A 23,914-nucleotide genomic window follows, 5' to 3' on the forward strand; every position below is an offset into this window, starting at 1 on the left:
GGCGCCGAAGGCACGGGAGACGGCGCGGGCAGGGGGACGGGCGGGTGCGGACGCCCGTGCGGTCAGGTGAGCGTCAGCGTGAGCACCCCGGAGTACGCGCCGGGCGGCGTGAACGCCGGTACGTCCAGGGAGAGCCCGGCGTCGACGGTGAACTCACCGCCGGTCAGCGTGCCGTCGGAGGTGGACGCGAGGGTCGCGCCCGCGCTGCCCACGGTGCCCGCCGAGCCGGCCTTGCAGGTGCTGGGGCTGCCCGGCCTGGTCGCGCAGGCGGGGGTCCAGCTCAGCCGGCCGGCGTCGATCCTGCCGCCGGGGCCGGTGAAGTCGGTGACCTTGCCGGTCAGGGACCAGCCCGCGGGTCCGCCGCGGAAGTCCTTGACGGTCACCGTGTTCAGGCTGCCGGTGGAGGCTCCGCCCTGGCCGAAGTCGACCCCGGACAGGGCGACGGAGTCACCGGCCTGGGACATGGAGAGGGTGCCCGCCTTGACGGTGGTGGTCAGCTTCTGGCCGCCGGCCGGGACGGGTGTGTTGTCGTTGACGACGTAGGCCGCGGGGCCGGCGCCCTTGTCCGGGTTCCAGGAGCCACCCTCGTAGGCCACGATCCCGGTCGTCGCCTTGTCGTGGACGACGAGGGTGCCGCTGAAGGAGCCCTGGGCGTTCGCGGTCACGGTCGCGGTGTCCGCGGTCTGGGTGCCGCCGGCCCGCCCGGCCAGGGTGACGGTGGCGCCCGGTGTGAAGTTGCTGCCGCTGACGGTGACGCCGGCCCCGGGGTCACCGGAGGCCGAACCGAGCGAGATGGCGCGGGTGTTGGCGGGCGTGCCGTCGGTCGCGGTGATGGTCTGGGAGACCGGGGCGGGCGGGGTGATGACGGTGCAGGGGGTGTCCAGCTCCAGGATGTAGCTGGTGTGGATGTTGTAGTCGCCGGGCGAGAGGGTGATCTGCCCGGCCTTGGTGACGGTGAACGTGCCGGTCATGGAGAAGGACGGGAAGGCGGCCTTCCCCGGCACCGGCGGGTTCTTCTTCGGTCCGGCGACGGTGACGGCGCCGCTCTGGGCGCCGCCGAGCGTGACCTTCCCGGTCGGGGTCATGATGTCGGCCGGCAGGGCCAGGTCGGTGGGGTTGCTGGCGGCGGCCTTGACCACGGTGTAGGTCACGGTGACGGTGTCGCCGACCTTGGGACTGGTGTTGTCCACCGTGACGTTCCCGGTGGTGGTGCCGTCGATGGGCGGGATGCCCGCGACGGCCGGCGGAATGCAGTGCGTGGCGAAGTCCACGTCGGTGCCGGCGGCGCCGGCCGGGCAGGCCAGCGCGCCGCCCGCGGTGACCGCGAGGGCGGTCGCCCCGAGCAGTGACGCCCAGCGCCACCGTCGGGCTCTTCGGGGTGTCGGACCCATGGGCCCCCTCCTGAGGGTTGCTGGCGCAGCGGCTCGTCTGCGCCGACAGGGGGCATTGATGTGGAGCTGGGGTGAGAAGTCAATGGAGATGCCGCAGAAATCTGACGGATCATCAGTTTCTGCGGCATCCGGAACACATCACTCAGTTCGGTCAGTCGAACACGAACGGGCCGGGCGACTGCTTGGCCGAGGCCGTACAGGTCACGGTGACCCCGAAGATCACCATCTTCAGCGAGCCGCCGTACGCCTCCAGGCGGTCGCCGGGGGCCACGATGCCGGGCAGCGGGCCGACGGTGACCGCCGAGCCGCTCGCCATGGCCGGGTTCTTCGTGCCGCTGAAGACGGTGGTGCCGCCGCTCGCCTTGACCACGGTGAGCGTGGAGGCGATCGAGTCCTGTGCCACCGCGACCGGCGTCTTGATCGCGGTGGAGGTGAGGGTGAGGGTGGCCGAGGTGCCGACCTGGGTGGCGGTGAGCGTGGCCGTGCCACCGCCGAAGATGCCGCAGTTCGCGGTGATGGTCGCCGACTGGGGAGTGACGGCGGCCGCGGTGGGGGCGAAGGCGAGTCCGGTGACCGCGAGGGCCCCGGCGGCCAGTGCCGCACCCGTTGCCGTGCGCATGCCTCTCATGGGGATCCGCTTCCCTTTCCTGGTGGGGAGTGCCGTGCGGGGACGGCCGACGGACGGGAAGGCCTGCGCAGGCGGGTGCGGGCACACTGCGCGGGGGTGCGGATCTGACGGCCCGTCGGATCGTATGGCCCCATTGACGCGCGGCGACGGGAACCCAACAAGGTTGAATTCCAGCCGACCTTTTGTTCGGTGAGTCCTGTGCGGTGCCGCCTCAGCCCGCGGAGACGGTGACCCGCACCGTGCCGTCGGGCGCGGCGAGCAGCACCGGCGTCCCGGCGCCCCCCAGGTCGGCGACGGCGGCCAGGTCCTCCTCCGGCAGGGACTCCGCCTCGCTGACCACCGCCGCCGCCTCCAGGGAGGTGGCCCCGGAGGCCACGGCCATGGCGACGGCCGTCCGCAGCGCGCTCAGCTTCAGCGAGGCGAGGTCCACCGACCCGGCGACGTAGGTCCGCCCGGTGTCGTCCCGTACGGCCGCGCCCTCGGGCACCGCGTTGCGCGCCCGCGCGGAACGGGCCAGGGTGACGATCTTGCGGTCCTCGGGGTCAAGCGCGTTGCTCTCGGTCATGCCCCGAGCATACGAAGTCCCCGGCGGGAGTCAGCCGAGGGTCTGCACGATCCCACCGCGCGCACCCGTGTGCACCACCCGCCCCCACGCGCCGTTCACGGCCGGTCCAGCCGCAGTCGCTCCGCCCTCGGCAGGCCCGCGACGACCAGGTCGTACGAGTCCTCGATCAGCTCCTTCACCAGCCGGTCGGGGAGCCCGCCGTCCACCGTCACGGTGTTCCAGTGCCGCTTGTTCATGTGCCAGCCCGGCACGATCAGCCCCTCGTGCTCCTCCCGCAGCCGCAGGGCGTCCTCCGGGTCGCACTTGAGGTTGACCGTCAGGGGCCGCGCGTCCAGGCCGGCCAGCGCGAACATCTTGCCCAGCACCCGGAAGACCGACGTCTCGGGGTTGAACGGGAAGTCCTCGACCGCCGCGTTGAAGGAGAGGCAGAAGGCGCGCAGCTGCTGCGGGGTCATTCGGGCCCGGCCTCCTCGGGAACGGGGACGGGGAGGGGTTCGACCAGGACCGTCACGATCTTGTTGCGGCGGCCGGCCGCGGCCTCCGCCGTCAGCCGCAGGCTGCGCCCGTCGGGCAGCATGACCTCGGCGGAGGCACCCGCGATGGGCACCCGGCCGAGCGCCTTGGCCAGCAGTCCGCCGACGGTCTCCACGTCCTCGTCGTCGTACTCCTCCAGCCCGTACAGCTCGCCGAGGTCGGTGATGTCCAGGCGGGCCGTGACCCGGAAGCGGTCGTCGCCGAGGTCCTCCACGGGCGGCAGTTCCCGGTCGTACTCGTCGGTGATCTCGCCGACGATCTCCTCCAGGATGTCCTCGATGGTGACGATGCCGGCGGTGCCGCCGTACTCGTCGATGACGACGGCGACGTGGTTGCGTTCCTTCTGCATCTCGCGCAGCAGGTCGCCGGCGTTCTTGGTGTCGGGCACGAAGACGGCCGGGCGCATCGCCGTGGAGACCAGGTCGCCCTCCGCCTCCCGGTTGATGTGCGTCTTGCGGACCAGGTCCTTCAGGTACACGATCCCGACGATGTCGTCCTCGCTCTCACCGGTGACCGGGATGCGGGAGAAGCCGGAGCGCAGGGCCAGGGTGAGGGCCTGGCGGATGGTCTTGAAGCGCTCGATGGTGACCAGGTCGGTGCGCGGCACCATCACCTCGCGCACCAGGGTGTCGCCCAGCTCGAAGACCGAGTGCACCATCCGGCGCTCCTCGTCCTCGATCAGCGACTCCTTCTCGGCGAGGTCGACCAGCGCGCGCAGCTCCGCCTCGGAGGCGAACGGCCCGCGCCGGAAGCCCTTGCCGGGCGTGAGGGCGTTGCCGATCAGGATCAGCAGGGAGGGGATCGGCCCCAGGACGCGGTCCAGCGGCAGCAGCACGTACGCCGCCGCGGTCGCCGTGTTGACGGGGTGCTGGCGGCCGATGGTGCGCGGGGAGACGCCGACGGCGACGTACGACACGAGCACCATCACGCCGATGGCGACCAGCAGGGCCTGCCAGGTGGCGGCGAACTCCTGCAGGCAGGCGTACGTCACCAGGGCCGCCGCGGCCATCTCGCAGGCCACGCGGACCAGCAGGGCGACGTTCAGATAGCGGGTGGGGTCGGCGGCGATCTGCGCGAGCCGCGCGCTGCCCCGCCGGCCGGACTTCACGGCCTCCTCGGCGCGGAAGCTGGAGACGCGCGCGATGCCGGCCTCCGCGCAGGCGGCGAGCCAGGCGACGACGACCAGCGCGATCGCGCCGACCACGAGCTGCGGAGACATACGGCCCGCTTACGAGACGGTCGGCGCCGGGGAGGGCCCGGTCAGGCCGCGCTCGGCCCGCCATCCGTCCACGATGGCGGCCTGGAGCCCGAACATCTCGGCCTTCTCGTCGGGCTCCTCGTGGTCGTACCCGAGCAGGTGCAGCACGCCGTGGACGGTGAGCAGCTGCAGCTCCTCGTCCATGGAGTGCTGCGTGGGCGCCTCGGCCCCCTGCTTCGCGGCGACCTCCGGGCACAGCACGATGTCGCCGAGCAGCCCCTGCGGCGGCTCGTCGTCGTCCTTGGACGGCGGGCGCAGCTCGTCCATCGGGAACGACATGACATCGGTGGGACCCGGAAGGTCCATCCACTGGATGTGCAGCTGCTCCATGGCGTCGGCGTCCACGACGATCACCGAGAGTTCGGAGAGCGGGTGGATGCGCATCCGCGCGAGCGCGTAGCGGGCGATGTCCAGGATCGCCTGCTCGTCTACCTCGGTGCCGGACTCGTTGTTGACGTCGATCGACATGGTCGTGCTGGTCTACTTCCCCTTGGTGCCCTTGGCGCCGGACGTGCCACGGCCGCCCTTGGGAGCGCCGTTCTCGGTGCCGTACTTGCTGTCGTACTGCTCGTACGCGTCGACGATACGGCCCACCAGCTTGTGCCGGACGACATCCTGGGACGACAGCCGGGAGAAGTGGACGTCCTCGACCCCTTCGAGGATCTCCTGCACCTGCCGCAGACCGGACTTCTGCCCGTTGGGCAGGTCGACCTGGGTCACGTCACCCGTGATCACGATCTTCGAGTCGAAGCCGAGGCGGGTGAGGAACATCTTCATCTGCTCGGGGCTCGTGTTCTGGGCCTCGTCCAGGATGATGAAGGCGTCGTTGAGCGTGCGTCCGCGCATGTAGGCGAGCGGCGCGACCTCGATCGTCCCCGCGGCCATCAGCCGGGGGATGGAGTCCGGGTCGAGCATGTCGTGCAGCGCGTCGTACAGCGGGCGCAGGTACGGGTCGATCTTCTCGTAGAGCGTGCCGGGCAGGAAGCCGAGCCGCTCGCCCGCCTCCACCGCCGGACGGGTCAGGATGATGCGGTTGACCTGCTTGGACTGGAGGGCCTGCACGGCCTTGGCCATGGCCAGGTAGGTCTTGCCGGTACCGGCGGGGCCGATGCCGAAGACGATCGTGTGCTTGTCGATCGCGTCGACGTACCGCTTCTGGTTGAGGGTCTTGGGGCGGATCGTGCGGCCGCGCGAGGACAGGATGTTCTGCGTCAGCACCTGCGCCGGGGTCTCCGGGCCGTCGCTCGTCCCGTTCTCGCTCGCCTTGAGCATCGCGATCGAGCGTTCCACTGCGTCCTCCGTCATCGGTTGCCCGGTGCGGAGCACCAGCATCATCTCGTCGAACACGCGCGAGATCAGGGCGACGTCCACCGGGTCGCCGACCGCGCTGATCTCATTGCCCCGGACGTGGATGTCGGCCGCCGGGAAGGCCTTCTCGATCACGCGCAGGAGGGAGTCGCCGGAACCCAGCACGGTCACCATGGGGTGCTGGGCGGGGACGGTGAACTGCGCTCTCGCCTGCTCCTGCGCGGGGGTGTGAGCTGTGGGTGTCTGTGTCATGGGCCGGCGCTTAAGGCCTGCGCTTCCTCCTCGTCACGGCCGCACAGCTGAGGGCGGCCTCGCGCTTCCAGGGTACGACGGGGGGCCGACAACTCCGTAGGGCTTTTCATACGACCGCCGGGGGGCGGACCGCGGCGGGCCGGAGACCGGCGCGGGCCGGTCGTCGGCGGGGTCGTCAGCCGGAGCGGCGGAAGCCGATCGTCGGTACGGCCCGCCGCAGCGGCCAGGGCCGGTCCAGTCGCTCGGGAACCAGGTCCTCCAGGAACTCGTACCGCCGGAGCGCCGCGGGCGACTGCCCCGGCAGGGACTGCACGCGCCGCCACCACGCGCCGATCTCCGACCACCCCGGCGCCGACAGCGAGCCCCCGAACTCCTGCACGGACAGCGCGGCCGTGAGCCCGGCGAAGGCCAGCCGGTCGGCGAGCGGCCACCCCGCGAGGGAGCCCGTCACGAACCCGGCGACGAACACGTCCCCCGCCCCGGTCGGGTCCAGCGCCTCCACGGCGATCGCGGGCACCTCGGCGGCCTCCCCCGTGCGCCGGTCCACGGCGTAGGCCCCCTCCTCCCCCAGGGTGACCACGGCCACCGGCACGTACTCGGTCAGGGCGTGCGCGGCGAGCCGCGGGCAGTCGGTGCCGGTGTACCGCTTCGCCTCCTCCGCGTTGGGCAGGAACGCCTCGCAGTGCTCCAGGTCGGCCAGCCCGGACAGATCCCACGCGCCGGTGTCGTCCCAGCCGACGTCGGCGAAGATCCGGGTGCCCTCGCGGGCCGCCCGGGCGATCCACGAGGCGCGCGTGCCGGGGGTGAGGGAGGCGACGGCCGCACGCGCGCGGGGCGGGTGCGCCGGGGCGCCCTCGTGGGGGAACGCGGCCTCGGGCGGCGGCTCGTGGCCGTGGGAGACCATGGTCCGCTCGCCCTCGTAGGCCATCGAGACGGTCACCGGGGAGTGCCAGCCGGGCACGGTCCGCGAGGCGGAGAGGTCGATGCCCTCGCCCTGTTCCAGCGTGTCCCAGCAGTACTCGCCGTAGTGGTCGTCGCCGAAGGCCGCGGCGAGGGCGGTGCGCAGGCCGAGCCGGGCCAGGGCGGTGGCCATGTTGGCGACCCCGCCGGGGCTGGAGCCCATGCCGCGGGCCCAGGACTCGGTGCCGCGCACCGGCGCCGAGTCCAGGCCGGTGAAGATGATGTCGAGGAAGACGGTGCCGGTGAGGTAGACGTCCCAGGGCGGGTCGCCGGGGGCGCGCAGCGCGGCGAGCGGGTCCACCTGGGTCTGGCAGCGCGCTGCCTGGGTGAGGTGTTCCGGTTCCTCTCCGGTGAGGGTGTGCGACGACGTCACGGTGCGCTCCCTGGCGTGGTGCGGTTCTGGCCAGTGTGCACCAGGTCACGCACCGGGACGCCGTACGGCGTCGGTCACCAGCGGGGCATGACCGGTGTCCGCCAGTCCGGTTCCGCGACGCGCATCGCCGCGGCGTCGTCGCGGTCGCGCAGCGCGCCGTCGTCCTCGGCCCACCGCCGGTGCAGGCGGGCGAGTTCGTCCCGGTCGAGTTCGACGCCGAGGCCGGGCGCGTCGGACACCGCGACCCTGCCGCCGTCGAAGGCGAGCCGCTCGGTGAGGACGTCCTCGGACTGCCAGGGGTAGTGGGAGTCGCAGGCGTGGTGCAGGTTCGGGACCGTGGCGGCGACCTGGGTCATCGCGGCGAGGCTGATGCCGAGGTGGGTGTTGGAGTGCATGGACACCCCGACCCCGAAGGCGGCGCAGACCGCGGCGAGCCGCTGGGTGTTGCGCAGCCCGCCCCAGTAGTGGTGGTCGGAGAGGACGACCTGGACGGCGTCCTTGGTGAACGCCTCCCTGATCTCCCCGAACGTGGTCACGCACATGTTGGTGGCGAGGGGGACGCCGGTGCCGGCGGCGACCTCCGCCATGGCGGGTGTGCCCAGCGTGGGGTCCTCCAGGTACTCCAGGACGTCGCCGAGTTCCTTCGCGACCTTCAGCGAGGTCGCGACGGACCAGGCGCCGTTGGGGTCGAGCCGCAGCGGGTGGCCGGGGAAGGCGTCGGCGAGGGCGCGGACGGCGGCGATCTCCTCGTCGGGCGGGAAGACGCCGCCCTTGAGCTTGAACGAGCCGAAGCCGTGCAGGTCCCGCATGCGGCGCGCCTGTTCCACCACGCCGGCCGGGTCGAGCGCGGCACCCCAGGCGTCGGGTTCGGCGGCGACGCCCGCCGGGTGCCCGTCCCACTTGTAGAAGAGGTAGGCGCTGTACTCGACGGCGTCCCGCACCCTGCCGCCGAGCAGCGCGTGCACGGGCAGTCCGAGCGCCCTGCCCTGGGCGTCGAGGCAGGCGACCTCGAAGGCGGACAGCACGGACAGCCGGAGCTTGTCGGCGGTCTGCACCCCGCGCAGCCCGCCCGCGTCCGCCTCCCCCTCCACCCGCGAGGCGTCCACGGCGAGGTCGATCCCGAACAGGCCGTTCACATCCATGGCCGAGCGTCCGGGGAGCCGCTCGGCCAGCGACCGGGCCAGTTCCAGGTACTTGGTGTCGCCGTAGGTCTCGCCGAGCCCGGTGATCCCGTCTTCGGTGACGATCTCCACGATCAGCCGCGGGGTGTACGGCTGGTGCACGCCCTGGGTGTTGAGCAGCGGCGGGTCGGCGACCAGGATCGGCGTCAGCCGCACCTCGGCGATGGTCAGGTCACGGGTCACAGGGAGGCTCCTACGAGGTCGAGTCCGGCGGTGAGGAGGGCCTTCAGGTCGGCGAGGTCGGCGGGCGCGGGGTCGGTGAGCGGGGCGCGCACGGGCCCGACCGGCTGTCCGCGCAGCCGGGCCGCCGCCTTCACCAGGGACACGGCGTATCCGGGCACCCGGTCGCGGAGTTCGACGAACGGGACGTAGAAGCCGCGCAGCAGCTTGTCGGCGGTGCCGTGGTCGCCGTCGCGGAGCGCCGCGAAGAAGGCGCCCGCGATCTCGGGGGCGAAGGCGTGCACGGCGGAGGAGTAGGCGGGGACGCCGACGGCGGCGTAGGCGCGGGCCTGGATCTCGGCGGTGGCGGCGCCGTTGAAGAAGAGGAAGCCGTCGGGGGCGGCCAGGGTGAGGCGCTGGAGCCGGTCCAGGTCGCTGTGGCCGTCCTTGAGGCCGATGACGTTCGGGACGCGGGCGAGGCGGCGCAGCGAGCCGGCGGTGTAGGCGACCTGGCCGCGCTGGTAGGCGATGAGCGGCAGCCGGGTGCGGGCGGCGAGGTGTTCCAGCTGGGCGGCGAGGCCGTCCTGCGGGGCCTCGGTCAGGTAGTGCGGCAGCACGAGCAGGGCGTCGGCGCCGGCCTCCTCGGCGGCCCGCGCGAACCGGGCGGCCTGCGCCCAGCCGTAGCCGGTGCCGGCCACCACAGGCACGCGTCCGTGCGCCTCCTCGACGGCGACGGTGACGACGGTCCGGTACTCGTCCTCGTCCAGGGAGAAGAACTCGCCGGTGCCGCAGGCCGGGAAGAGGGCGCCGACTCCGGCGGCGAGCCGGGCGGCGACGTGGGTGCGGAAGCCGTCGGGATCGAGGGTGCCGTCGTCGCGGAACGCGGTGAGCGGGAAGGAGAGCACACCGCGCGCCATCCCCTCCCGCAGTCGCCGCGCCACTTTCTGCGGAGCCGGGTCGCCGCTCACTGACCATCTCCCCTTATGAATACCGTCCACATATGAGAACAGAGGCTAGAGCCTTCTACCCCGCTGCACCACCCTCAAACGGAACCGTGGCCCGGATCACACCCCCCAGCCTTCTTCCGGAACCGCGTGCTTGATACAACTTGCTCGCGCGTTCCCGTCCGTCGACGGTCGCAGCCCATCCCCCCTTCTTCTCACGCCCTTTCCGCGCCGCACCTCTCGCCTGTCCTGGGAACGCCCGTGTCCGCCGCCCGCACCCTGCCCTGGCCCCTCGTCGCCCTCTTCTCGGCCGGGTACCTCGCCCCCTACCTCCTGCCCACGACGGTCGGACGCCTGGACTCGGGCCTGCCGCTGACGGCCACTCAGGCCGGGGCCGTCGGCAGCGCGCTGCTGCTGAGCGCCGCGACGGCGGGCTTCCTGCTGGCCTCCCGCGTCGAGAGGACCGGCCCGCGCGCCCTCGCCCGCGCCGGCCTCGCCCTCGCCGCCCTCGGCTACGGCGGCGCCGCCCTCACCGGCGCCGTACCGGCCGTGGTCGCGGGCGCGGTGCTCGGCGGGTTCGGGTCGGGGACGGTCACGGCGGTCGCCGCGAGCGGCATCGCGGCCGTGGGGGCCGCCGGGCGCGAGGGAGTTCGGACGTGGGGAAGGGACCCGCACCGGGTCACCACCCTGGGCCTGCTCGGCGTCTCCGCGCTCGCGGGCGCGCTGTACCTGACGATCCCCCGCCTCGGCCCCGGCCACGGCCTCCCCCTCGCCGCGATGGCGCTGACCGCGCTCGCCGTCTGGCCGCTCACCGGCCGTCTGCCCGCCCGTACCGCGCCGGTCCGCACCACCGCCGGGTACGACCGTCTCCCCCACCCCCGGGCCGGGCTCCTCCTGGCCGCGGCGATGCCCTGCTGGTCCCTGGCCCAGAACGCCCTGTGGGGGGTCAGCGGCCGGATCGGCCTCGCCCAGGCGCATCTCACCGAGGTCACCGTCGGCGCGGTCTTCGCGGTCGCGCTCGGCGCCGGGCTCCTCGGGGTGGTGGTCGCGGGCGCGCTCGGCCCGCGGCTGGGCCGGGCGCTGCCCATCGGCGCCGGTACGGCCCTCATCGCGGGCTGCGTCGCGCTCAGCGCGGCGGCGACGGACCTGCCCGCGTTCGCGGCCGGCGAGATTCTCTGGAACCTGCTCTACCCGGTCGTGCTGTCGTACGTCATCGCCCTGGCCGCGTCCCTGGACCCGCGGGGCCGCTGGACGGTCCTGGTCGGCTCGGCGTCCTCGCTGGGGACGGCGGCGGGACCGCTCGCGGGCAGTGTGCTGGCGGCCGGGGCGGGTTTCCCGGCGATGGGGCGGGTGCTCGCCGCCGGGCTGCTGCTGGTCGCGGTACCGATGACGGCGGTGGCCCTGCGGACCGGCAGGCGCGCCCTGCCCGTCACCGGGCTCCCGGTGCTGGAGGTCCCGGTGGAGACGCCCGCCGTGCCCGCCCGGCGCGCCTACGACACCGCGTCCCCGAACCTGTAGGCGTCGACCTCGGCCAGATACCGGCCCCTGCGCTCCTCGTCGTCCTCCAGGAAGGAGGCGAGGAAGGAGTTGCGGGCCAGCTCGCGCAGCCGTTCCTCGCCGAGGCCCAGCGCCGAGCGCACCGCGTCGAAGTTGTCGCCCGCGTACCCGCCGAAGTACGCCGGGTCGTCGGAGTTGACCGTGCACAGCAGGCCCGCGTCGAGCATGGCCGGCAGCGGGTGGTCGGCCAGGGTGTCCACGGCGCGCAGCCGGACGTTGGACAGGGGGCACAGGGTCAGCGGGATTCGCTCCCGGACCAGCCGCTCGACCAGGGCCGGGTCCTCCATGCAGCGCAGGCCGTGGTCGACCCGCTCCACGCCGAGGACGTCCAGCGCCTCGGTGATGTACTCCGGCGGCCCCTCCTCGCCGGCGTGCGCGACCCGGCGCAGCCCGAGCGCGGCGGCGGCCTCGTACACCTCGCGGAACTTCACCGGCGGGTGCCCGACCTCGGCGGAGTCCAGGCCGATCCCGGTGATCCGGTCCAGGTACGGCCTCGCGGCCTCCAGGGTGGCGAGGGCCGACTCGGCGGACTCGTCCCGCAGGAAGCACATGATCAGCCTGGTGGAGACGCCGTGGCGCGCCTCGCCGGCGCCCAGCGCCCGCCACAGCCCCTCCACGACCGTGCCCATCGACACGCCCCGGGCCAGGTGGGCCTGCGGGTCGAAGAAGATCTCCGCGTGCCGCACGCCCTGCGCGGCGGCCCGGGCGAGGTAGGCGTTCGCCAGGTCGGCGAAGTCCTGCTCGGTGCGCAGGACGGCCATCAGCTCGTAGTACAGGTCCAGGAAGGACTGGAGGTCCTCGAACCGGTAGGCCTTGCGGAGGGCCTCGGTGTCCGCGTACGGAAGGGTCACACCGTTGCGGGCGGCCAGCTCGAACGCCAGCTCGGGCTCCAGGGTGCCTTCGATATGGAGGTGCAGTTCTGCTTTCGGGAGGGGCATCAAAGCATCGTACGGCTGCTTTACCGCCGTTTCGGAACCGGCACCCGCAGCAGGTCGTACGCCACGGTCAGCTCGCCCTCGAAGCCCGCCGCCCGCGCCTGCCGCTCGAACTCCTCCGGGTCGGTGTAGCGCTGGCTGAAGTGGGTGAGGACGAGGTGCCGTACGCCGGCGTCCCGGGCCACGGCGGCGGCCTGCCCGGCCGTCAGGTGCCCGTGCTCGACGGCGAGTTCCACGTCCTCGTCGAGGAACGTGGACTCGATGACGAGCAGGTCGCAGCCCTCCGCGAGCGCGTGCACGCCGTCGCAGAGCCGGGTGTCCATGACGAACGCGAACCGCTGCCCGCGCCGCACCTCGCTGACGTCCTCCAGCGTCACGTCCCCGAGCCGGCCCTCGCGCTGGAGCCGGCCCACGTCCGGGCCCCTGACGCCGTGCGCGGCGAGCCGGTCGGGCAGCATGCGGCGGCCGTCGGGTTCGATGAGCCGGTAGCCGTAGGACTCGACGGGGTGCGAGAGCCGGCGGGCCTCCAGGGTGTACGACCGGGTCACCGCGAGGATGCCGTCGGCGGCCACCGGGGCCTCGGTGAGGCCGACGGTCTCGCGGTAGGCGGTCGCGTAGCGCAGCCGGTCGAAGAAGCGCTGCCCCGAGCGCGGGTAGTGGGCGGTGACCTCGTGCGGCACCTGGTCCAGGTTGATCCGCTGGATGACTCCCGCGAGACCGAGGGAGTGGTCGCCGTGGAAGTGCGTGACGCAGATCCGGTTCAGGTCGTGGGCGGCGACCCCGGCGCGCAGCATCTGCCGCTGCGTACCCTCGCCGGGGTCGAACAGGATGCCCTCGCCGTCCCACCTCAGCAGGTAGCCGTTGTGGTTGCGGTGCCGGGTCGGGACCTGGCTGGCGGTGCCGAGGACCACCAACTCGCGTACGGACATCGCCTATCCGGGGGGCCACTGGAGGCCGCGGCCCCCGAGCACGTGGGCGTGGGCGTGCCAGACGGTCTGGCCGGCGCCGGAGCCCGTGTTGAAGACGAGGCGGTAGCTGTCGAGCTTCTCCTCGTCGGCCACGGCCCTGGTCTCCGCGAGCACGTCGGCGGCCAGCTGCGGGGCGCCGGCGGCGAGCTCGGCCGCGTTCTCGTAGTGGGCCTTCGGGATCACCAGGACGTGGGTGGGCGCCTGGGGGTTTATGTCGCGGAAGGCCACGGTCGTTTCGGTCTCGCGGACGATCGTCGCCGGGACCTCACCCGCGACGATCTTGCAGAACAGGCAGTCGTCCTGCGGTTCTCCGGCCATGCGTGTGCCTCCTGTGATCCATTCCGTGGGCATCGTAGTCGGTCAGGCGGGCAGGCCCGGCGGGGTTTTCGCCGGGCGGTCCTCCAGCGCCTCCAGCGCGAGCCGGATCGCCTCGTCCAGCTGGGCGTCCCGGCCCGCCGCCCAGTCCTGGGGCCTCTGGACGACCTCCACGTCCGGGTCCACCCCGTGGTTCTCCACGTCCCAGCCGACGCCCTCCAGCCACATCGCGTACTTCGGCTGGGTGACCAGGGTGCCGTCGACCAGGTGGTAGCGGCTGTCGATGCCGATGACGCCGCCCCAGGTGCGGGTGCCGACGACCGGGCCGATGCCGAGGGCCTTGACGGCCGCGTTGACGATGTCGCCGTCGGAGCCGGAGAACTCGTTGGCCACGGCGACGACCGGGCCGCGGGGGGCGTCGAGCGGGTAACTGGTGGGGCGCATGCCGCGCGGGAGGTCCCAGCCGATGATCCGGCGGGCCAGTTTCTCGACCACGAGCTGGGAGGTGTGGCCGCCCCGGTTCTCCCGGACGTCGACCACGAGGCCCTCGCGGGCGACCTCGACGCGCAGGTCCCGGTGGATCTGGGCCCAGCCGGGGGCCTGCATGTCGGGGACGTGGAGGTAGCCGAGGCGGCCGGCGGAGGCCGCGTGGACGTGGGCCCGGCGGTCGGCGACCCAGGCGTGGTAGCGCAGGGGTTCCTCGTCGGCGACGGGGATGACGACGGTGTGGCGGGGTTCGCCGCCGCCGGCCGGGGAGACGGTCAGTTCGACGGGGTGGCCGGCCGTGCCGGCGAGCAGCGGCCCGGGGCCCTTCACCGGGTCGACCGGGTGGCCGGCGACCGCGATGATCGCGTCGCCGGGGCGGACCGCGACGCCCGGTGCGGCGAGCGGGGAGCGGGCGTCCGGGTCGGAGGTCTCCGACGGGAGGATGCGGTCGATGCGCCAGCTGCCGTCCCCGTGACGGGAGATGTCGGCACCGAGCAGGCCGTGCCGGGCGCCGCCGGAGCCGCCGCGCGGGGTGACGTAGGCGTGCGAGGTGCCGAGTTCGCCGTGCACCTCCCAGAGCAGGTCGACCAGGTCGCTGTGGGTGGCGAGGCGGGACAGGAGGGGGCGGTAGCGGTCGAGGACGCCGGTCCAGTCGACGCCGCCGAGGTCGGGGCGCCAGAAGTGGTCGCGCATGAGGCGGCCGGTCTCGTCGTACATCTGCCGCCACTCGGCGGCCGGGTCGACGGTCTGCCGGACGCGGGCGAGGTCGACGGTGACGCTGGTGTCGCCGTCGTCGTCGCTGCCGGTACGGCGGTCGCTGGGGACGACCCGGAGCCGGCCGTCGCTCCACAGCAGGACGCGTTTGCCGTCGCCGCTGACCTCGAAGTGGTCGGCGGCGGAGGCGAGGTGCTCCAGGCGGCGCTGGGCGAGGTCGTAGCGCTCCAGCTCGGTGTGCGGGTCGGGGTCCTCCGGGTGGGCGCGGGCGGCGCCGAGGACGCCTTCGACGGGGTGGTGCAGCCAGAGGACGCCGTCCTTGGCGGCGCGGAGCGTGGAGTAGCGGCCGGCCTCCACCGGGAAGGGGACGATGCGGTCGGCGAGGCCCTCCAGGTCGATGCGGGTGGCCGGGGTGCCCTCGCTGTCGGGGGTCTCGTCCTTGTCGGGGGTCTCGAAGGGGCGGCCGTGGCGCTGCGGGCCGAACGGCGAGGGGGTGGTGGCGGCCAGGGTGATCAGGTGCGGGCGGGCACCCACCACGAAGGCGAGGTCGAAGGCGTGTTCGTCGTAGACCGGGTCGAAGGCGCGGTTGGAGAGGAACGCGAGGTGTTTGCCGTCGAGGGTGAAGGCGGGCGCGTAGTCCTGGAAGCGCAGCGGGGTCGCCTCGGTGACCGAGAGGTCGGTGGTGTGGGCGATGCGGAGCTGGGAGAGCGGGCGGGGGCCGGGGTGGGCCCAGGCGAGCCAGGCGGAGTCGGGTGAGAAGGCGAGGCCGGAGACCTCGCCGTCGTCGCTGCGGTCGACCTCGCGGACCTCGCCGGTCTCGCGTTCGACCAGGAGCAGCCGGCCGTCGTGCGCGGCCACGGCGGCCCGGCTGCCGTCGGGTGCCATGGCCAGTTCCAGGACGCGGCCCAGCTCTCCGGCGGCGAGCCGGCGCGGCGGGGCGCCGGGCACGGTGCCGGTGGCGGGCGCGAACTCCAGGGCGTCCTCGCCCTCGGCGTCCGTCACCCACACCACCCATTCCTCGCCGTCGGCGCGGAAGGTGCGCGGGGTGCGGGCGCGGACGCCCGGGGTGGCGGCCAGGGCGCGGGCGGGGCCGGAGCGGTGGGTGACCCAGTGGATGCCGCCGCGCACGCAGACGGCGCTGCCGCGCGCGGTGTGGTCGGGTGCGGCCTCTCCGAACCAGCGGGAGGCGTTGACCGGGTGGGGCCGCAGGTCGACGCGGGGTCCGCCGAGCCGTACGTCCAGCCGGCGCGGCTCGGCGCCGTCCAGGTCCTCCAGCAGCCAGAGTTCACCGGCCGAGCTGTAGACGACGCGGGTGCCGTCACCGGCCGCGTGCCGGGCGTAGAAGCTTTCCCCGCGCTCGGCTCCGCTCGCGCGGGAGGTGCCCCCGAGAGGGGTGTGCCGGCGCAGGTCGGAGCCGTCGGCGAGGGAGGAGTAGAGCGCGCCGGTGCCCTCGTGGTCGGAGAGGAAGGCGATGCGGTCCCCCGCCCACACCGGGCACTCGATGTTGCCGTCGAGGTCCTCGTGCAGCCGGACGAACTCCCCGTCGCCGTCCCGGTCGATCCACAACTTGCCCGCCGTACCGCCCCGGTAGCGTTTCCAGTGGGCGGCCTCGCGGCCCATCGGCGCGGACAGCAGCACGGTGGCCGGGCCGAGGGCCACATCGCCGACCGGGCCGTACGGCAGGGTCTCGGCCGGTCCGCCGTCCAGCGGGACGGCGTGCGCCCAGGAGTGCCGGAAGCTGTGCCGGCCGTGCGCGCCGAGCGCGAGCACCCGCCCGTCGGGGGTCCAGCCGCGCACCTCGGTGCGGCGGTTGCCCCAGTACGTCAGCCGCTCGGCGGGGCCCCCGTCGACCGGGGCGACATGCACCTCGGGGGCGCCGTCCCGGGTGGAGGTCCAGGCGAGGTGGCGCCCGTCGGGTGATATCCGGGGCCGGGTCACCGGCGTGTTGTCGGCGCTGACCCGCCAGGCCCGGCCGCCGTCCAGCGGAGCGAGCCACACGTCGTCCTCGGCGACGAAGGTCACCAAGTCGCCGTACAGATGGGGAAATCGGAGATAGGCGCCCTGAGTCACCCCGTCACTCTACGCAGCGACCGGTGTGCTCCGCTGCCGGTTCGGCGATCACTTGCCCGGTACGGGCCACACGGTCCGCGTGACGGTGACGGTCACCGTCGGCCTCGGCTGCCCCCCGGTGGGCGGGCGGTACGTCGGTCCGGGCGCCGCCGAGCAGTTGCCCAGCCCGTCGACGTGGAAGACCTGTCTGCCACCGACCTCGGCCTTCAGGTCGCCGCGGACGCAGGCCCCGTCGACGGCCTTGGTCACCACCCCGGCGACGACGATCTTCCGCCCGTCGTCCGTCTCCCCCTGGCAGTCGACGGAGACGAGCGTGCTCTGCGTCGGCGAGGGCGAGGCGCTCCGGGTGCCGTCGTCGCCCTGACGTCCGGTGCAGGTCAGCCAGGCGACGTTCACCTGCCGGTGCTCCAGCGCGGCGGTCGCGGTCTGGTCGGTGGTGTAGGCGACGGTCGCGGACCCGAGCCCACCGGGCTGACACGCCACGACGGCCCCCGCGCCCACCACCACGAGCCCCACCACGGCCGCCGTCCGCGCCCCGCGCCGTATCCGCCTCGATACGCCCATACAGCGCAGCGTGCCACCGCCCGGCACCCCGCGGAAGCCCGCATACGGCCACTCACCCGTTCGGGGGGCCGGCCGCCTACGCTGGGCCCGGTGCGCAGTGGACGCAGGCTCAGACGGCTCGTTCTGCCCGACGGAAGCACGTACCGGTGGAGGGTCCGGCACCGGCACGCCGACGGCGGACCCTGCACGGAGGTGCTCTCGCTGCACCGGGACGGGACCGTGACGCACATCGTGTTCCCCGGCGTCGTCGTCGGCGGTCACGGGCACTCCGGTCTGGTCTTCGACCGGCACGGACACACCGTCAACCTGCACGAACCGCGCGTCGTCCGGGCCTTCGTCGACGAACTCCGGGGCCGGGGCGGGCCGGTGGCCGGTGAGCTGGACGGGTGGGCGCTGCTGCCCGCCGTCAGCCGCGCAGCAGCAGCCACTCCTGGAGCTCCACCAGGTTGCCCTCCGGGTCCTTGAGGTGGGCGACGCGCATGCGGTCGGTCATGGGGGCCGGACCGTGCAGCAGGGTGGCGCCGCGGGAGGCGATCGTGGCGCAGTAGGCGTCGAGGTCGTCGACGCGCAGGACGACCAGGGAGCGGTGGCCGGTGGCGGTGTCCTCCAGTTCGGCCAGCACCTCGGCCATCATCGCGCGGTCCTGCAGGGCGATCCCGGCGGAGCCGGTGTGCGGGCTGAACTTCTCGTACGGGCCGTGCGCGGCGCCGGACTGCGGCTTGAGGCCGAGGACGTCGGCGTAGAAGCGGTAGCAGGCGGCGAAGTCGGTGACCAGGAGCCGGACCTGGGCGAGTTCCACGGTGTCTCCCCGACGGGTCAGGACCAGCGGCCGGTACGGCCCAGCAGCAGGGCCGTGGCGGCGGTGCCGGCGGTGGACGTGCGCAGGACGGTGGGGCCGAGGACGCAGGCCCTCGCGCCCGCCTCCTCGAAGAGCGCCAACTCGTCCCGGGAGACGCCGCCCTCCGGCCCCACGACCAGCACGATCTCGCCCTCGGTGGGGAGTTCGACGGTGGCCAGGGGCAGGCTGACGTGCTCGAAGTCGGAGTGGAGCACGGCGGCGAAGTCGGCAGCGGCGAGAAGCGCGGCGACCTGCTTGGTGGTCGCCAGGTCCGCGACCTCCGGGAAGCGCAGCCGCCGGGACTGCTTGCCGGCCTCCCGCGCGGTGGCCCGCCACTTGGCGAGCGCCTTCAGTCCCCGCTCGCCCTTCCACTGGGTGATGCAGCGGGCCGCCTGCCAGGGCACGATCGCGTCGACACCGGTCTCCGTCATCGTCTCCACGGCCAGTTCGCCGCGGTCCCCCTTGGGCAGGGCCTGGACGACGGTGATGCGGGGGCTGGGCTCGGGCTCCACCGGGAACTCGGAGGGCTCGACCACCAGGTGGTCCTTCCCGGACACGCTGACGACGACCCCGGCCGCGCCCCGGCCCCTGCCGTCGGTGAGGACCACGTGCTCGCCCGGCTGCAACCGCCGTACCGAGACGGCGTGCCGCCCCTCGGGGCCCTGGACGTCGACGGCCGAGCCGGGGCCCACGCCCTCCAGCGAGTCGACGACGAACACCGGCGCGGTCATCGCGCACCACCCCCGGCCGACAACGCTGTCCCGGCCTCGGCGAGTTCGGCCGCCAGCACCTCCACCAGCCGTCCGGCCGGCAGCTCCCGCGCCATCCGGTGGCCCTGTCCCGCCCACAGCGCCATGCCCTGCGCGTCCCCGGCCTTCGCGGCGGCCTTGCGCAGGGGCGCGGTGAGGTGGTTGACCTCCGGGTAGGCGGCGGGGGCGTACGGGCCGTGCTCGCGCAGGAAGCGGTTGACGAGCGCGCGGGCCGGGCGGCCGGTGAAGGCGCGGGTCAGCTCGGTGCGCGCGAACAGGGGGTTGGTCAGCGCCTGTTTGTGCAGGGCGTGCGCCCCGGACTCGGGGGTGGCGAGGAAGGCGGTGCCCAGCTGGGCCGCGCTCGCGCCCGCCGCGAGGACGGCGGCGATCTGACTGCCGCGCATGATGCCGCCGGCGGCGACGACCGGGATCCGTACGGCCTCCCGGACCTGCGCGACCAGCGACAGCAGTCCGATGCCGGAGCCGTCGTTCTCCGGGAGGTCCCGGTGGGTGCCCTGGTGGCCGCCGGCCTCCACGCCCTGCGCGATCACCGCGTCCGCCCCGGCCCGCTCGACCGCGCGGGCCTCCTCCGCGGTGGTGGCGGTGACCAGGGTGAGGGTCCCGGCCCGGCGGAACCGGTCCAGCACCTCACGGGTCGGCACGCCGAAGTGGAAGGAGACCACCGGCACCGGGTTGTCGAGGAGGACGGCGAGCTTGGCGTCGTAGCCGTCGTCGCGGCCGCTGTCCGGGTCGCCCAGCTCGGTCTCGTACCAGGCGGCCTCGCCGGCCAGCTGGTGCGCGTACACCTCCACCGCTCCGGAAGGGGGCACGGCGCCCGCCGCTCCGGTGGAGCCGGTGCTCGCGCCGGGATGCTCGGGCTGGGGCATGAACACGTTCACGCCGAACGGGCGGCCGGTGAGCCCCCGCAGCTGCTTGATCTCCTGGTACATGCCGTCGGCGGTCTTGTACCCGGCGGCGAGGAAGCCGAGGCCGCCGGCCTCGCAGACGGCGGCGGCGAGCTGCGGGACGGAGACGCCGCCCGCCATGGGGGCCTGCACGATCGGCTGGGGGAAGAGATCGGTCAGCGCGGAGGACATGACCGCATGTTGTCACGTCCTCCGTACAAGTCCGAATCCGGGCTTCCCCCGGCACGGTCGGGGATCAGCGCCCGTTGAACGCGTCCTTCAGCCGGGAGAACAACCCCTGCTGACCGGGCTGGAACTGTCCCTGCGGTCGCTCCTCGCCGCGCAGCTTGGCCAGCTCGCGCAGGAGTCGCTCCTGTTCGGGGTCCAGCTTGGTCGGGGTGGTCACCTCGACGTGCACGATCAGGTCGCCCCGGCCGCCGCCGCGCAGATGCGTGACGCCGCGGCCGTGCAGCGGGATCGACTGGCCGGACTGGGTGCCGGGCCGGATGTCGACCTCCTCCATGCCGTCCAGCGTCTCCAGCGGCACCTTGGTGCCGAGGGCCGCCGCCGTCATCGGGATGGTGACCGTGCAGTGCAGGTCGTCGCCGCGCCGCTGGAACGTCGGGTGCGGCAGCTCGTGGATCTCGACGTACAGGTCACCGGCCGGGCCGCCACCGGGGCCGACCTCGCCCTCGCCGGCGAGCTGGATCCGGGTGCCGTTGTCGACACCGGCCGGGATCTTCACGGTCAGGGTCCGCCGCGAGCGGACCCGGCCGTCGCCGGCGCACTCCGGGCACGGGGTCGGCACGACCGTGCCGAAGCCCTGGCACTGGGGGCACGGGCGGGAGGTCATGACCTGGCCCAGGAAGGACCGGGTGACCTGGGAGACCTCACCGCGGCCGCGGCACATGTCACACGTCTGCGCCGAGGTGCCGGGGGCGGCGCCCTCGCCGTTGCAGGTGTTGCAGACGATCGCGGTGTCGACCTGGATGTCCTTGGTGGTCCCGAAGGCCGCCTCGTCCAGCTCCACCTCGATCCGGATCATCGCGTCCTGACCGCGCCGGGTGCGCGAGCGCGGCCCGCGCTGCGACGCCGTGCCGAAGAACGCGTCCATGATGTCGGAGAAGTTGCCGAAGCCGCCGGCGCCGAAGCCGCCCGCGCCGGCCCCGCCCGACTGGGAGAGCGGGTCGCCGCCGAGGTCGTAGACCTGCTTCTTCTGCGGGTCCGACAGCACCTCGTAAGCGGCGTTGATCTCCTTGAACCGCTCCTGGGTCTTCGGATCGGGGTTGACGTCCGGGTGCAGCTCGCGCGCGAGCCGACGGAACGCCTTCTTGATCTCATCCTGCGACGCGTCGCGGCGCACGCCGAGAACGGCGTAGTAGTCCGTGGCCACTTACGACTCCGCCAGGATCTGTCCGACGTACCGTGCCACTGCGCGTACCGCTCCCATCGTTCCCGGGTAGTCCATGCGGGTCGGTCCGACCACGCCGAGCTTGGCAACCGCCTCGCCGCCCGAACCGTAGCCGACCGACACGACGGAGGTGGAGTTGAGTCCTTCGTGGGCGTTCTCGTGGCCGATGCGCACGGTCACGCCCGGGTCCTTCGCCTCGCCGAGGAGCTTGAGGAGCACGACCTGCTCCTCCAGTGCCTCCAGGACGGGCCGGATCGTGAGGGGGAAGTCGTGCCCGAAGCGGGTGAGATTGGCGGTGCCGCCGATCATCAGCCGCTCCTCGTTCTCCTCCACGAGGGTCTCCAGCAGGGTGGAGAGCACCGTGGAGACCGTACCGCGGTCCTCCGGCTCGAAGGCGTCCGGCAGGTCCTCGACCAGCTTCGGCACATCCGCGAACCGGCGGCCGGCGACCCGGCTGTTGAGCCGCGCCCGCAGGTCCGCCAGCGAGGCCTCGCCGAACGGCGCCGGGCAGTCGATCATGCGCTGCTCGACCCGGCCGGTGTCCGTGATCAGCACGAGCATCACGCGCGCCGGAGCGAGCGAGAGCAGCTCGACGTGCCGGACCGTGGACCGGGTCAGCGACGGGTACTGCACGACGGCGACCTGCCGGGTCAGCTGCGCGAGCAGCCGCACCGTCCGCGCCACGACGTCGTCGAGGTCGACGGCGCCCTCCAGGAAGTTCTGGATGGCGCGGCGCTCGGGCGCGGTCATCGGCTTCACGCCCGCGAGCTTGTCCACGAACAGCCGGTAGCCCTTGTCGGTGGGGATGCGCCCCGCGCTGGTGTGCGGCTGGGCGATGTACCCCTCGTCCTCCAGGGCCGCCATGTCGTTGCGGACGGTCGCCGGGGAGACGCCGAGGTTGTGCCGCTCGGTCAGGGCCTTCGACCCGACCGGCTCCTCGGTGCCGACATAGTCCTGGACGATGGCGCGCAGTACCTGAAGCCTGCGTTCACTCAGCATTCGCGCGCACCTCCAGCATGTCGTCCCCTCGTCCCTTCGGGTCGGGCCTGGCACTCTTCGCATGCGAGTGCCAACGTTCCCCGGCCCAGTGTACGGCTGTCGGGTACACACTGGGCAAGGTCGGGCCGCGGTACCGGGTCGTACCGCTAGCGTCGCGGGTATGACCGTGACTTGGGAAGAGCTGGGGTGGGAACGGCTGACCGCCGGGGTGGGGCGGTGCCGCCTGCCCGGCTGGGACTGCACGGTGGGGCTGGTCCTGGGGGAGGGTACGACCCTCCTCGTGGACGCCGGTTCGAGCCTGGCGGAGGGGGCCCGGCTGCGCGCGCAGGCCGAGGAGCTGGCGGGCGGCCGTGTGACCCATCTCGCGCTCACCCACCCCCACTTCGACCACGTGTTCGGCGCGGCGGCGTTCGCGGGGGCGGAGCTGTACGGGGCGGTGGGTCTGGACGCGACGCTGGCGTACGAGGGCGACGAGCTGCGTCTGGACGCCGTCCGCAACGGGCTGCCGGTGGCCGACGCGGACGAGGCCGTGGACGCCCTGGTCCCGCCGAGGCACCTGGTCTCCGGCGAGTGGACCCTCGACCTCGGCGGCGGCCGCCAGGCGCTGCTGGCCAACGTGGGTCCCGGCCACACCGCGTACGACCTCGCGGTCCTGGTGCCGGGGGATCCTGAGGTGGTCTTCTGCGGCGACCTGGTGGAGGAGTCCGGCGAGCCCCAGGCGGGCCCGGACGCGGTTCCGTCCCGCTGGCCGGACGCCCTCGACCGCCTGCTGGCCCTCGGCGGCGAGGACGCGCTGTACGTGCCCGGTCACGGGGCGGTGGTCGACGCCGGGTTCGTACGACGACAGCGGGAGGAGCTGGCGGCACGGTTCGGCGTGGGATGAGCGGTGTTCCGGCGCGGGACGAGCCGGTCCTCGGCGCGGGACGCGCGCTGTTCCGGCGCGGATCTCCGGCGTGTCGTGAGCGGCTCCGTTCGGGTTCTCCTATCGTCATCCGAATGCGCCAGTACTCCGCCGACCTGACCCCGCCGTGGAAGAAGCCGAAGCCCGTGCCGGAGGTGCCGGCCGAGCCGGGCCTGGTGGTGGAGGAGCCCGGTACCGGGTTCTGCGGGGCGGTGATCCGCTGCGAGGCCGGCACGGTGACCCTGGAGGACCGCTTCGGCAAGCACCGGGTGTTCCCGCTGGAGCCGCGCGGCTTCCTGCTGGAGGGCCGCGTGGTGACGCTCGTACGGCCCGCCTCCCCGGCCCCGGCGCGTCCCGCCCGTACGGCGTCCGGTTCCGTCGCCGTGCCCCAGGCACGCGCGCGCGTGGCCCGCGCCGGCCGCATCTACGTCGAGGGCCGGCACGACGCCGAGCTGGTCGAGAAGGTCTGGGGCGACGACCTGCGCGTCGAGGGCGTGGTCGTGGAGTACCTGGAGGGCGTGGACGACCTGCCGTCGATCGTCTCCGACTTCGCCCCGGGCCCCGACGCCCGCCTCGGCGTCCTGGTGGACCACCTGCTGCCGGGCACGAAGGAATGGCGCATCGCCGAGTCGGTGACCAGTGAACACGCCCTGGTGGTCGGCCATCCGTTCATCGACATCTGGCAGGCCGTGAAACCGGCGGCGCTGGGCATCCCGGCCTGGCCGACGGTACCGAAGGGCCAGGACTGGAAGACGGGCGTGTGCCGGGCGCTGGGCTGGCCCGCGGAGAACACCGGCGCGGTGTGGCAGGCGATCCTGAAGCGGGTGGGCTCCTACAAGGACCTGGAGCCGGAGCTGCTGGGCCGGGTGGAGGAGCTGATCGACTTCGTCACGGACGGCGGCGGGGCCTGACGCCGGACCCGGAACCCCGACGGGACGGAATCACCGGA

At 73.5% G+C, this 23,914-nt stretch carries 23 protein-coding genes; 3 read left to right on the top strand and 20 right to left on the bottom strand.

The window, feature by feature from the left end; translation table 11 throughout:
* Positions 1-62: 62 nt before the first annotated feature.
* The 10 genes from IEZ20_RS01420 to IEZ20_RS01465 form a co-directional block, all read right to left on the bottom strand.
* Positions 63-1,391 (bottom strand): WxL domain-containing protein, encoded by a 1,329-nt coding sequence (locus tag IEZ20_RS01420; protein ID WP_189294208.1) that lies wholly within the window; start codon positions 1,389-1,391, stop codon positions 63-65.
* Between the two features lie 151 nt (positions 1,392-1,542).
* Positions 1,543-2,019, bottom strand: coding sequence for a hypothetical protein (locus IEZ20_RS01425; RefSeq protein WP_189294209.1), 477 nt, complete (start codon positions 2,017-2,019; stop codon positions 1,543-1,545).
* Between the two features lie 211 nt (positions 2,020-2,230).
* Complete coding sequence (locus IEZ20_RS01430; RefSeq protein WP_189294210.1) at positions 2,231-2,584, bottom strand: cytidine deaminase-like protein; 354 nt, start codon at positions 2,582-2,584, stop codon at positions 2,231-2,233.
* 95 nt (positions 2,585-2,679) lie between these two features.
* Positions 2,680-3,039 carry an MmcQ/YjbR family DNA-binding protein gene (locus IEZ20_RS01435; protein ID WP_189294211.1) on the bottom strand — a complete coding sequence of 120 codons (360 nt, stop codon included), beginning with the start codon at positions 3,037-3,039 and terminating at the stop codon, positions 2,680-2,682.
* A complete protein-coding gene (locus IEZ20_RS01440; protein ID WP_189294212.1) occupies positions 3,036-4,337 on the bottom strand; it encodes a hemolysin family protein in 1,302 nt (433 codons plus the stop codon). The genes IEZ20_RS01435 and IEZ20_RS01440 overlap by 4 nt, the downstream gene beginning before the upstream one ends.
* Before the next feature lie 9 nt (positions 4,338-4,346).
* Positions 4,347-4,844 carry an rRNA maturation RNase YbeY gene (gene ybeY, locus IEZ20_RS01445; RefSeq protein ID WP_030657030.1) on the bottom strand — a complete coding sequence of 166 codons (498 nt, stop codon included), beginning with the start codon at positions 4,842-4,844 and terminating at the stop codon, positions 4,347-4,349.
* A 12-nt stretch (positions 4,845-4,856) separates the two neighbouring features.
* The gene (locus tag IEZ20_RS01450; protein ID WP_189294213.1) at positions 4,857-5,936 is read right to left on the bottom strand and encodes a PhoH family protein; all 1,080 of its coding nucleotides are present in this window, start codon (positions 5,934-5,936) and stop codon (positions 4,857-4,859) included.
* A 175-nt stretch (positions 5,937-6,111) separates the two neighbouring features.
* On the bottom strand, positions 6,112-7,269 hold the full coding sequence (locus tag IEZ20_RS01455; RefSeq protein WP_189294214.1) for a carbohydrate kinase family protein: 1,158 nt from the start codon (positions 7,267-7,269) through the stop codon (positions 6,112-6,114).
* A gap of 74 nt (positions 7,270-7,343) precedes the next feature.
* Complete coding sequence (locus IEZ20_RS01460) at positions 7,344-8,633, bottom strand: glucarate dehydratase family protein (protein ID WP_189294215.1); 1,290 nt, start codon at positions 8,631-8,633, stop codon at positions 7,344-7,346.
* Entirely contained in the window at positions 8,630-9,526 is an 897-nt protein-coding gene (locus IEZ20_RS01465; protein WP_229895856.1) for a 5-dehydro-4-deoxyglucarate dehydratase, read from the bottom strand. The genes IEZ20_RS01460 and IEZ20_RS01465 overlap by 4 nt, the downstream gene beginning before the upstream one ends.
* Before the next feature lie 288 nt (positions 9,527-9,814).
* Between IEZ20_RS01465 and IEZ20_RS01470 the strand changes: the two genes are divergently transcribed.
* Positions 9,815-11,071: an MFS transporter gene (locus IEZ20_RS01470; protein WP_189294217.1), complete on the top strand. Its 1,257-nt coding sequence runs from the start codon at positions 9,815-9,817 to the stop codon at positions 11,069-11,071.
* Here the strand turns inward: IEZ20_RS01470 and IEZ20_RS01475 are convergent.
* From IEZ20_RS01475 to hrcA, 10 genes are all read right to left on the bottom strand, one after another.
* Entirely contained in the window at positions 11,044-12,048 is a 1,005-nt protein-coding gene (locus tag IEZ20_RS01475; protein WP_189294218.1) for an adenosine deaminase, read from the bottom strand. The two genes, IEZ20_RS01470 and IEZ20_RS01475, sit on opposite strands and share 28 nt — an antisense overlap.
* A 20-nt stretch (positions 12,049-12,068) precedes the next feature.
* The gene (locus IEZ20_RS01480) at positions 12,069-12,974 is read right to left on the bottom strand and encodes a ribonuclease Z (RefSeq protein WP_189294219.1); all 906 of its coding nucleotides are present in this window, start codon (positions 12,972-12,974) and stop codon (positions 12,069-12,071) included.
* Between the two features lie 3 nt (positions 12,975-12,977).
* On the bottom strand, positions 12,978-13,331 hold the full coding sequence (locus tag IEZ20_RS01485) for a histidine triad nucleotide-binding protein (protein WP_189294220.1): 354 nt from the start codon (positions 13,329-13,331) through the stop codon (positions 12,978-12,980).
* Positions 13,332-13,373: 42 nt separating this feature from the next.
* The gene (locus IEZ20_RS01490) at positions 13,374-16,598 is read right to left on the bottom strand and encodes a S41 family peptidase (RefSeq protein ID WP_506004953.1); all 3,225 of its coding nucleotides are present in this window, start codon (positions 16,596-16,598) and stop codon (positions 13,374-13,376) included.
* A 48-nt stretch (positions 16,599-16,646) separates the two neighbouring features.
* On the bottom strand, positions 16,647-17,162 hold the full coding sequence (locus IEZ20_RS01495) for a hypothetical protein (protein ID WP_189294221.1): 516 nt from the start codon (positions 17,160-17,162) through the stop codon (positions 16,647-16,649).
* Between the two features lie 406 nt (positions 17,163-17,568).
* A complete protein-coding gene (locus IEZ20_RS01500; RefSeq protein ID WP_189294222.1) occupies positions 17,569-17,961 on the bottom strand; it encodes a VOC family protein in 393 nt (130 codons plus the stop codon).
* 17 nt (positions 17,962-17,978) lie between these two features.
* Positions 17,979-18,731, bottom strand: coding sequence for a 16S rRNA (uracil(1498)-N(3))-methyltransferase (locus tag IEZ20_RS01505; RefSeq protein ID WP_189294223.1), 753 nt, complete (start codon positions 18,729-18,731; stop codon positions 17,979-17,981).
* Positions 18,728-19,846 carry a nitronate monooxygenase gene (locus IEZ20_RS01510; protein WP_189294224.1) on the bottom strand — a complete coding sequence of 373 codons (1,119 nt, stop codon included), beginning with the start codon at positions 19,844-19,846 and terminating at the stop codon, positions 18,728-18,730. The genes IEZ20_RS01505 and IEZ20_RS01510 overlap by 4 nt, the downstream gene beginning before the upstream one ends.
* 64 nt (positions 19,847-19,910) lie before the next feature.
* Positions 19,911-21,047, bottom strand: coding sequence for a molecular chaperone DnaJ (dnaJ, locus tag IEZ20_RS01515; protein WP_189294225.1), 1,137 nt, complete (start codon positions 21,045-21,047; stop codon positions 19,911-19,913).
* Complete coding sequence (gene hrcA / locus IEZ20_RS01520; RefSeq protein WP_189294226.1) at positions 21,048-22,064, bottom strand: heat-inducible transcriptional repressor HrcA; 1,017 nt, start codon at positions 22,062-22,064, stop codon at positions 21,048-21,050.
* Between the two features lie 160 nt (positions 22,065-22,224).
* On the opposite strand from hrcA, the gene IEZ20_RS01525 reads away from it, so the two are divergent.
* Entirely contained in the window at positions 22,225-22,947 is a 723-nt protein-coding gene (locus IEZ20_RS01525) for an MBL fold metallo-hydrolase (RefSeq protein WP_189294227.1), read from the top strand.
* Between the two features lie 113 nt (positions 22,948-23,060).
* Positions 23,061-23,876: a DUF3097 domain-containing protein gene (locus IEZ20_RS01530; protein WP_189294228.1), complete on the top strand. Its 816-nt coding sequence runs from the start codon at positions 23,061-23,063 to the stop codon at positions 23,874-23,876.
* The last annotated feature ends 38 nt before the right edge of the window (positions 23,877-23,914 follow it).

Source organism: Streptomyces cinerochromogenes, assembly GCF_014648635.1.
Classification (GTDB): Bacteria; Actinomycetota; Actinomycetes; order Streptomycetales; family Streptomycetaceae; genus Streptomyces; species Streptomyces cinerochromogenes.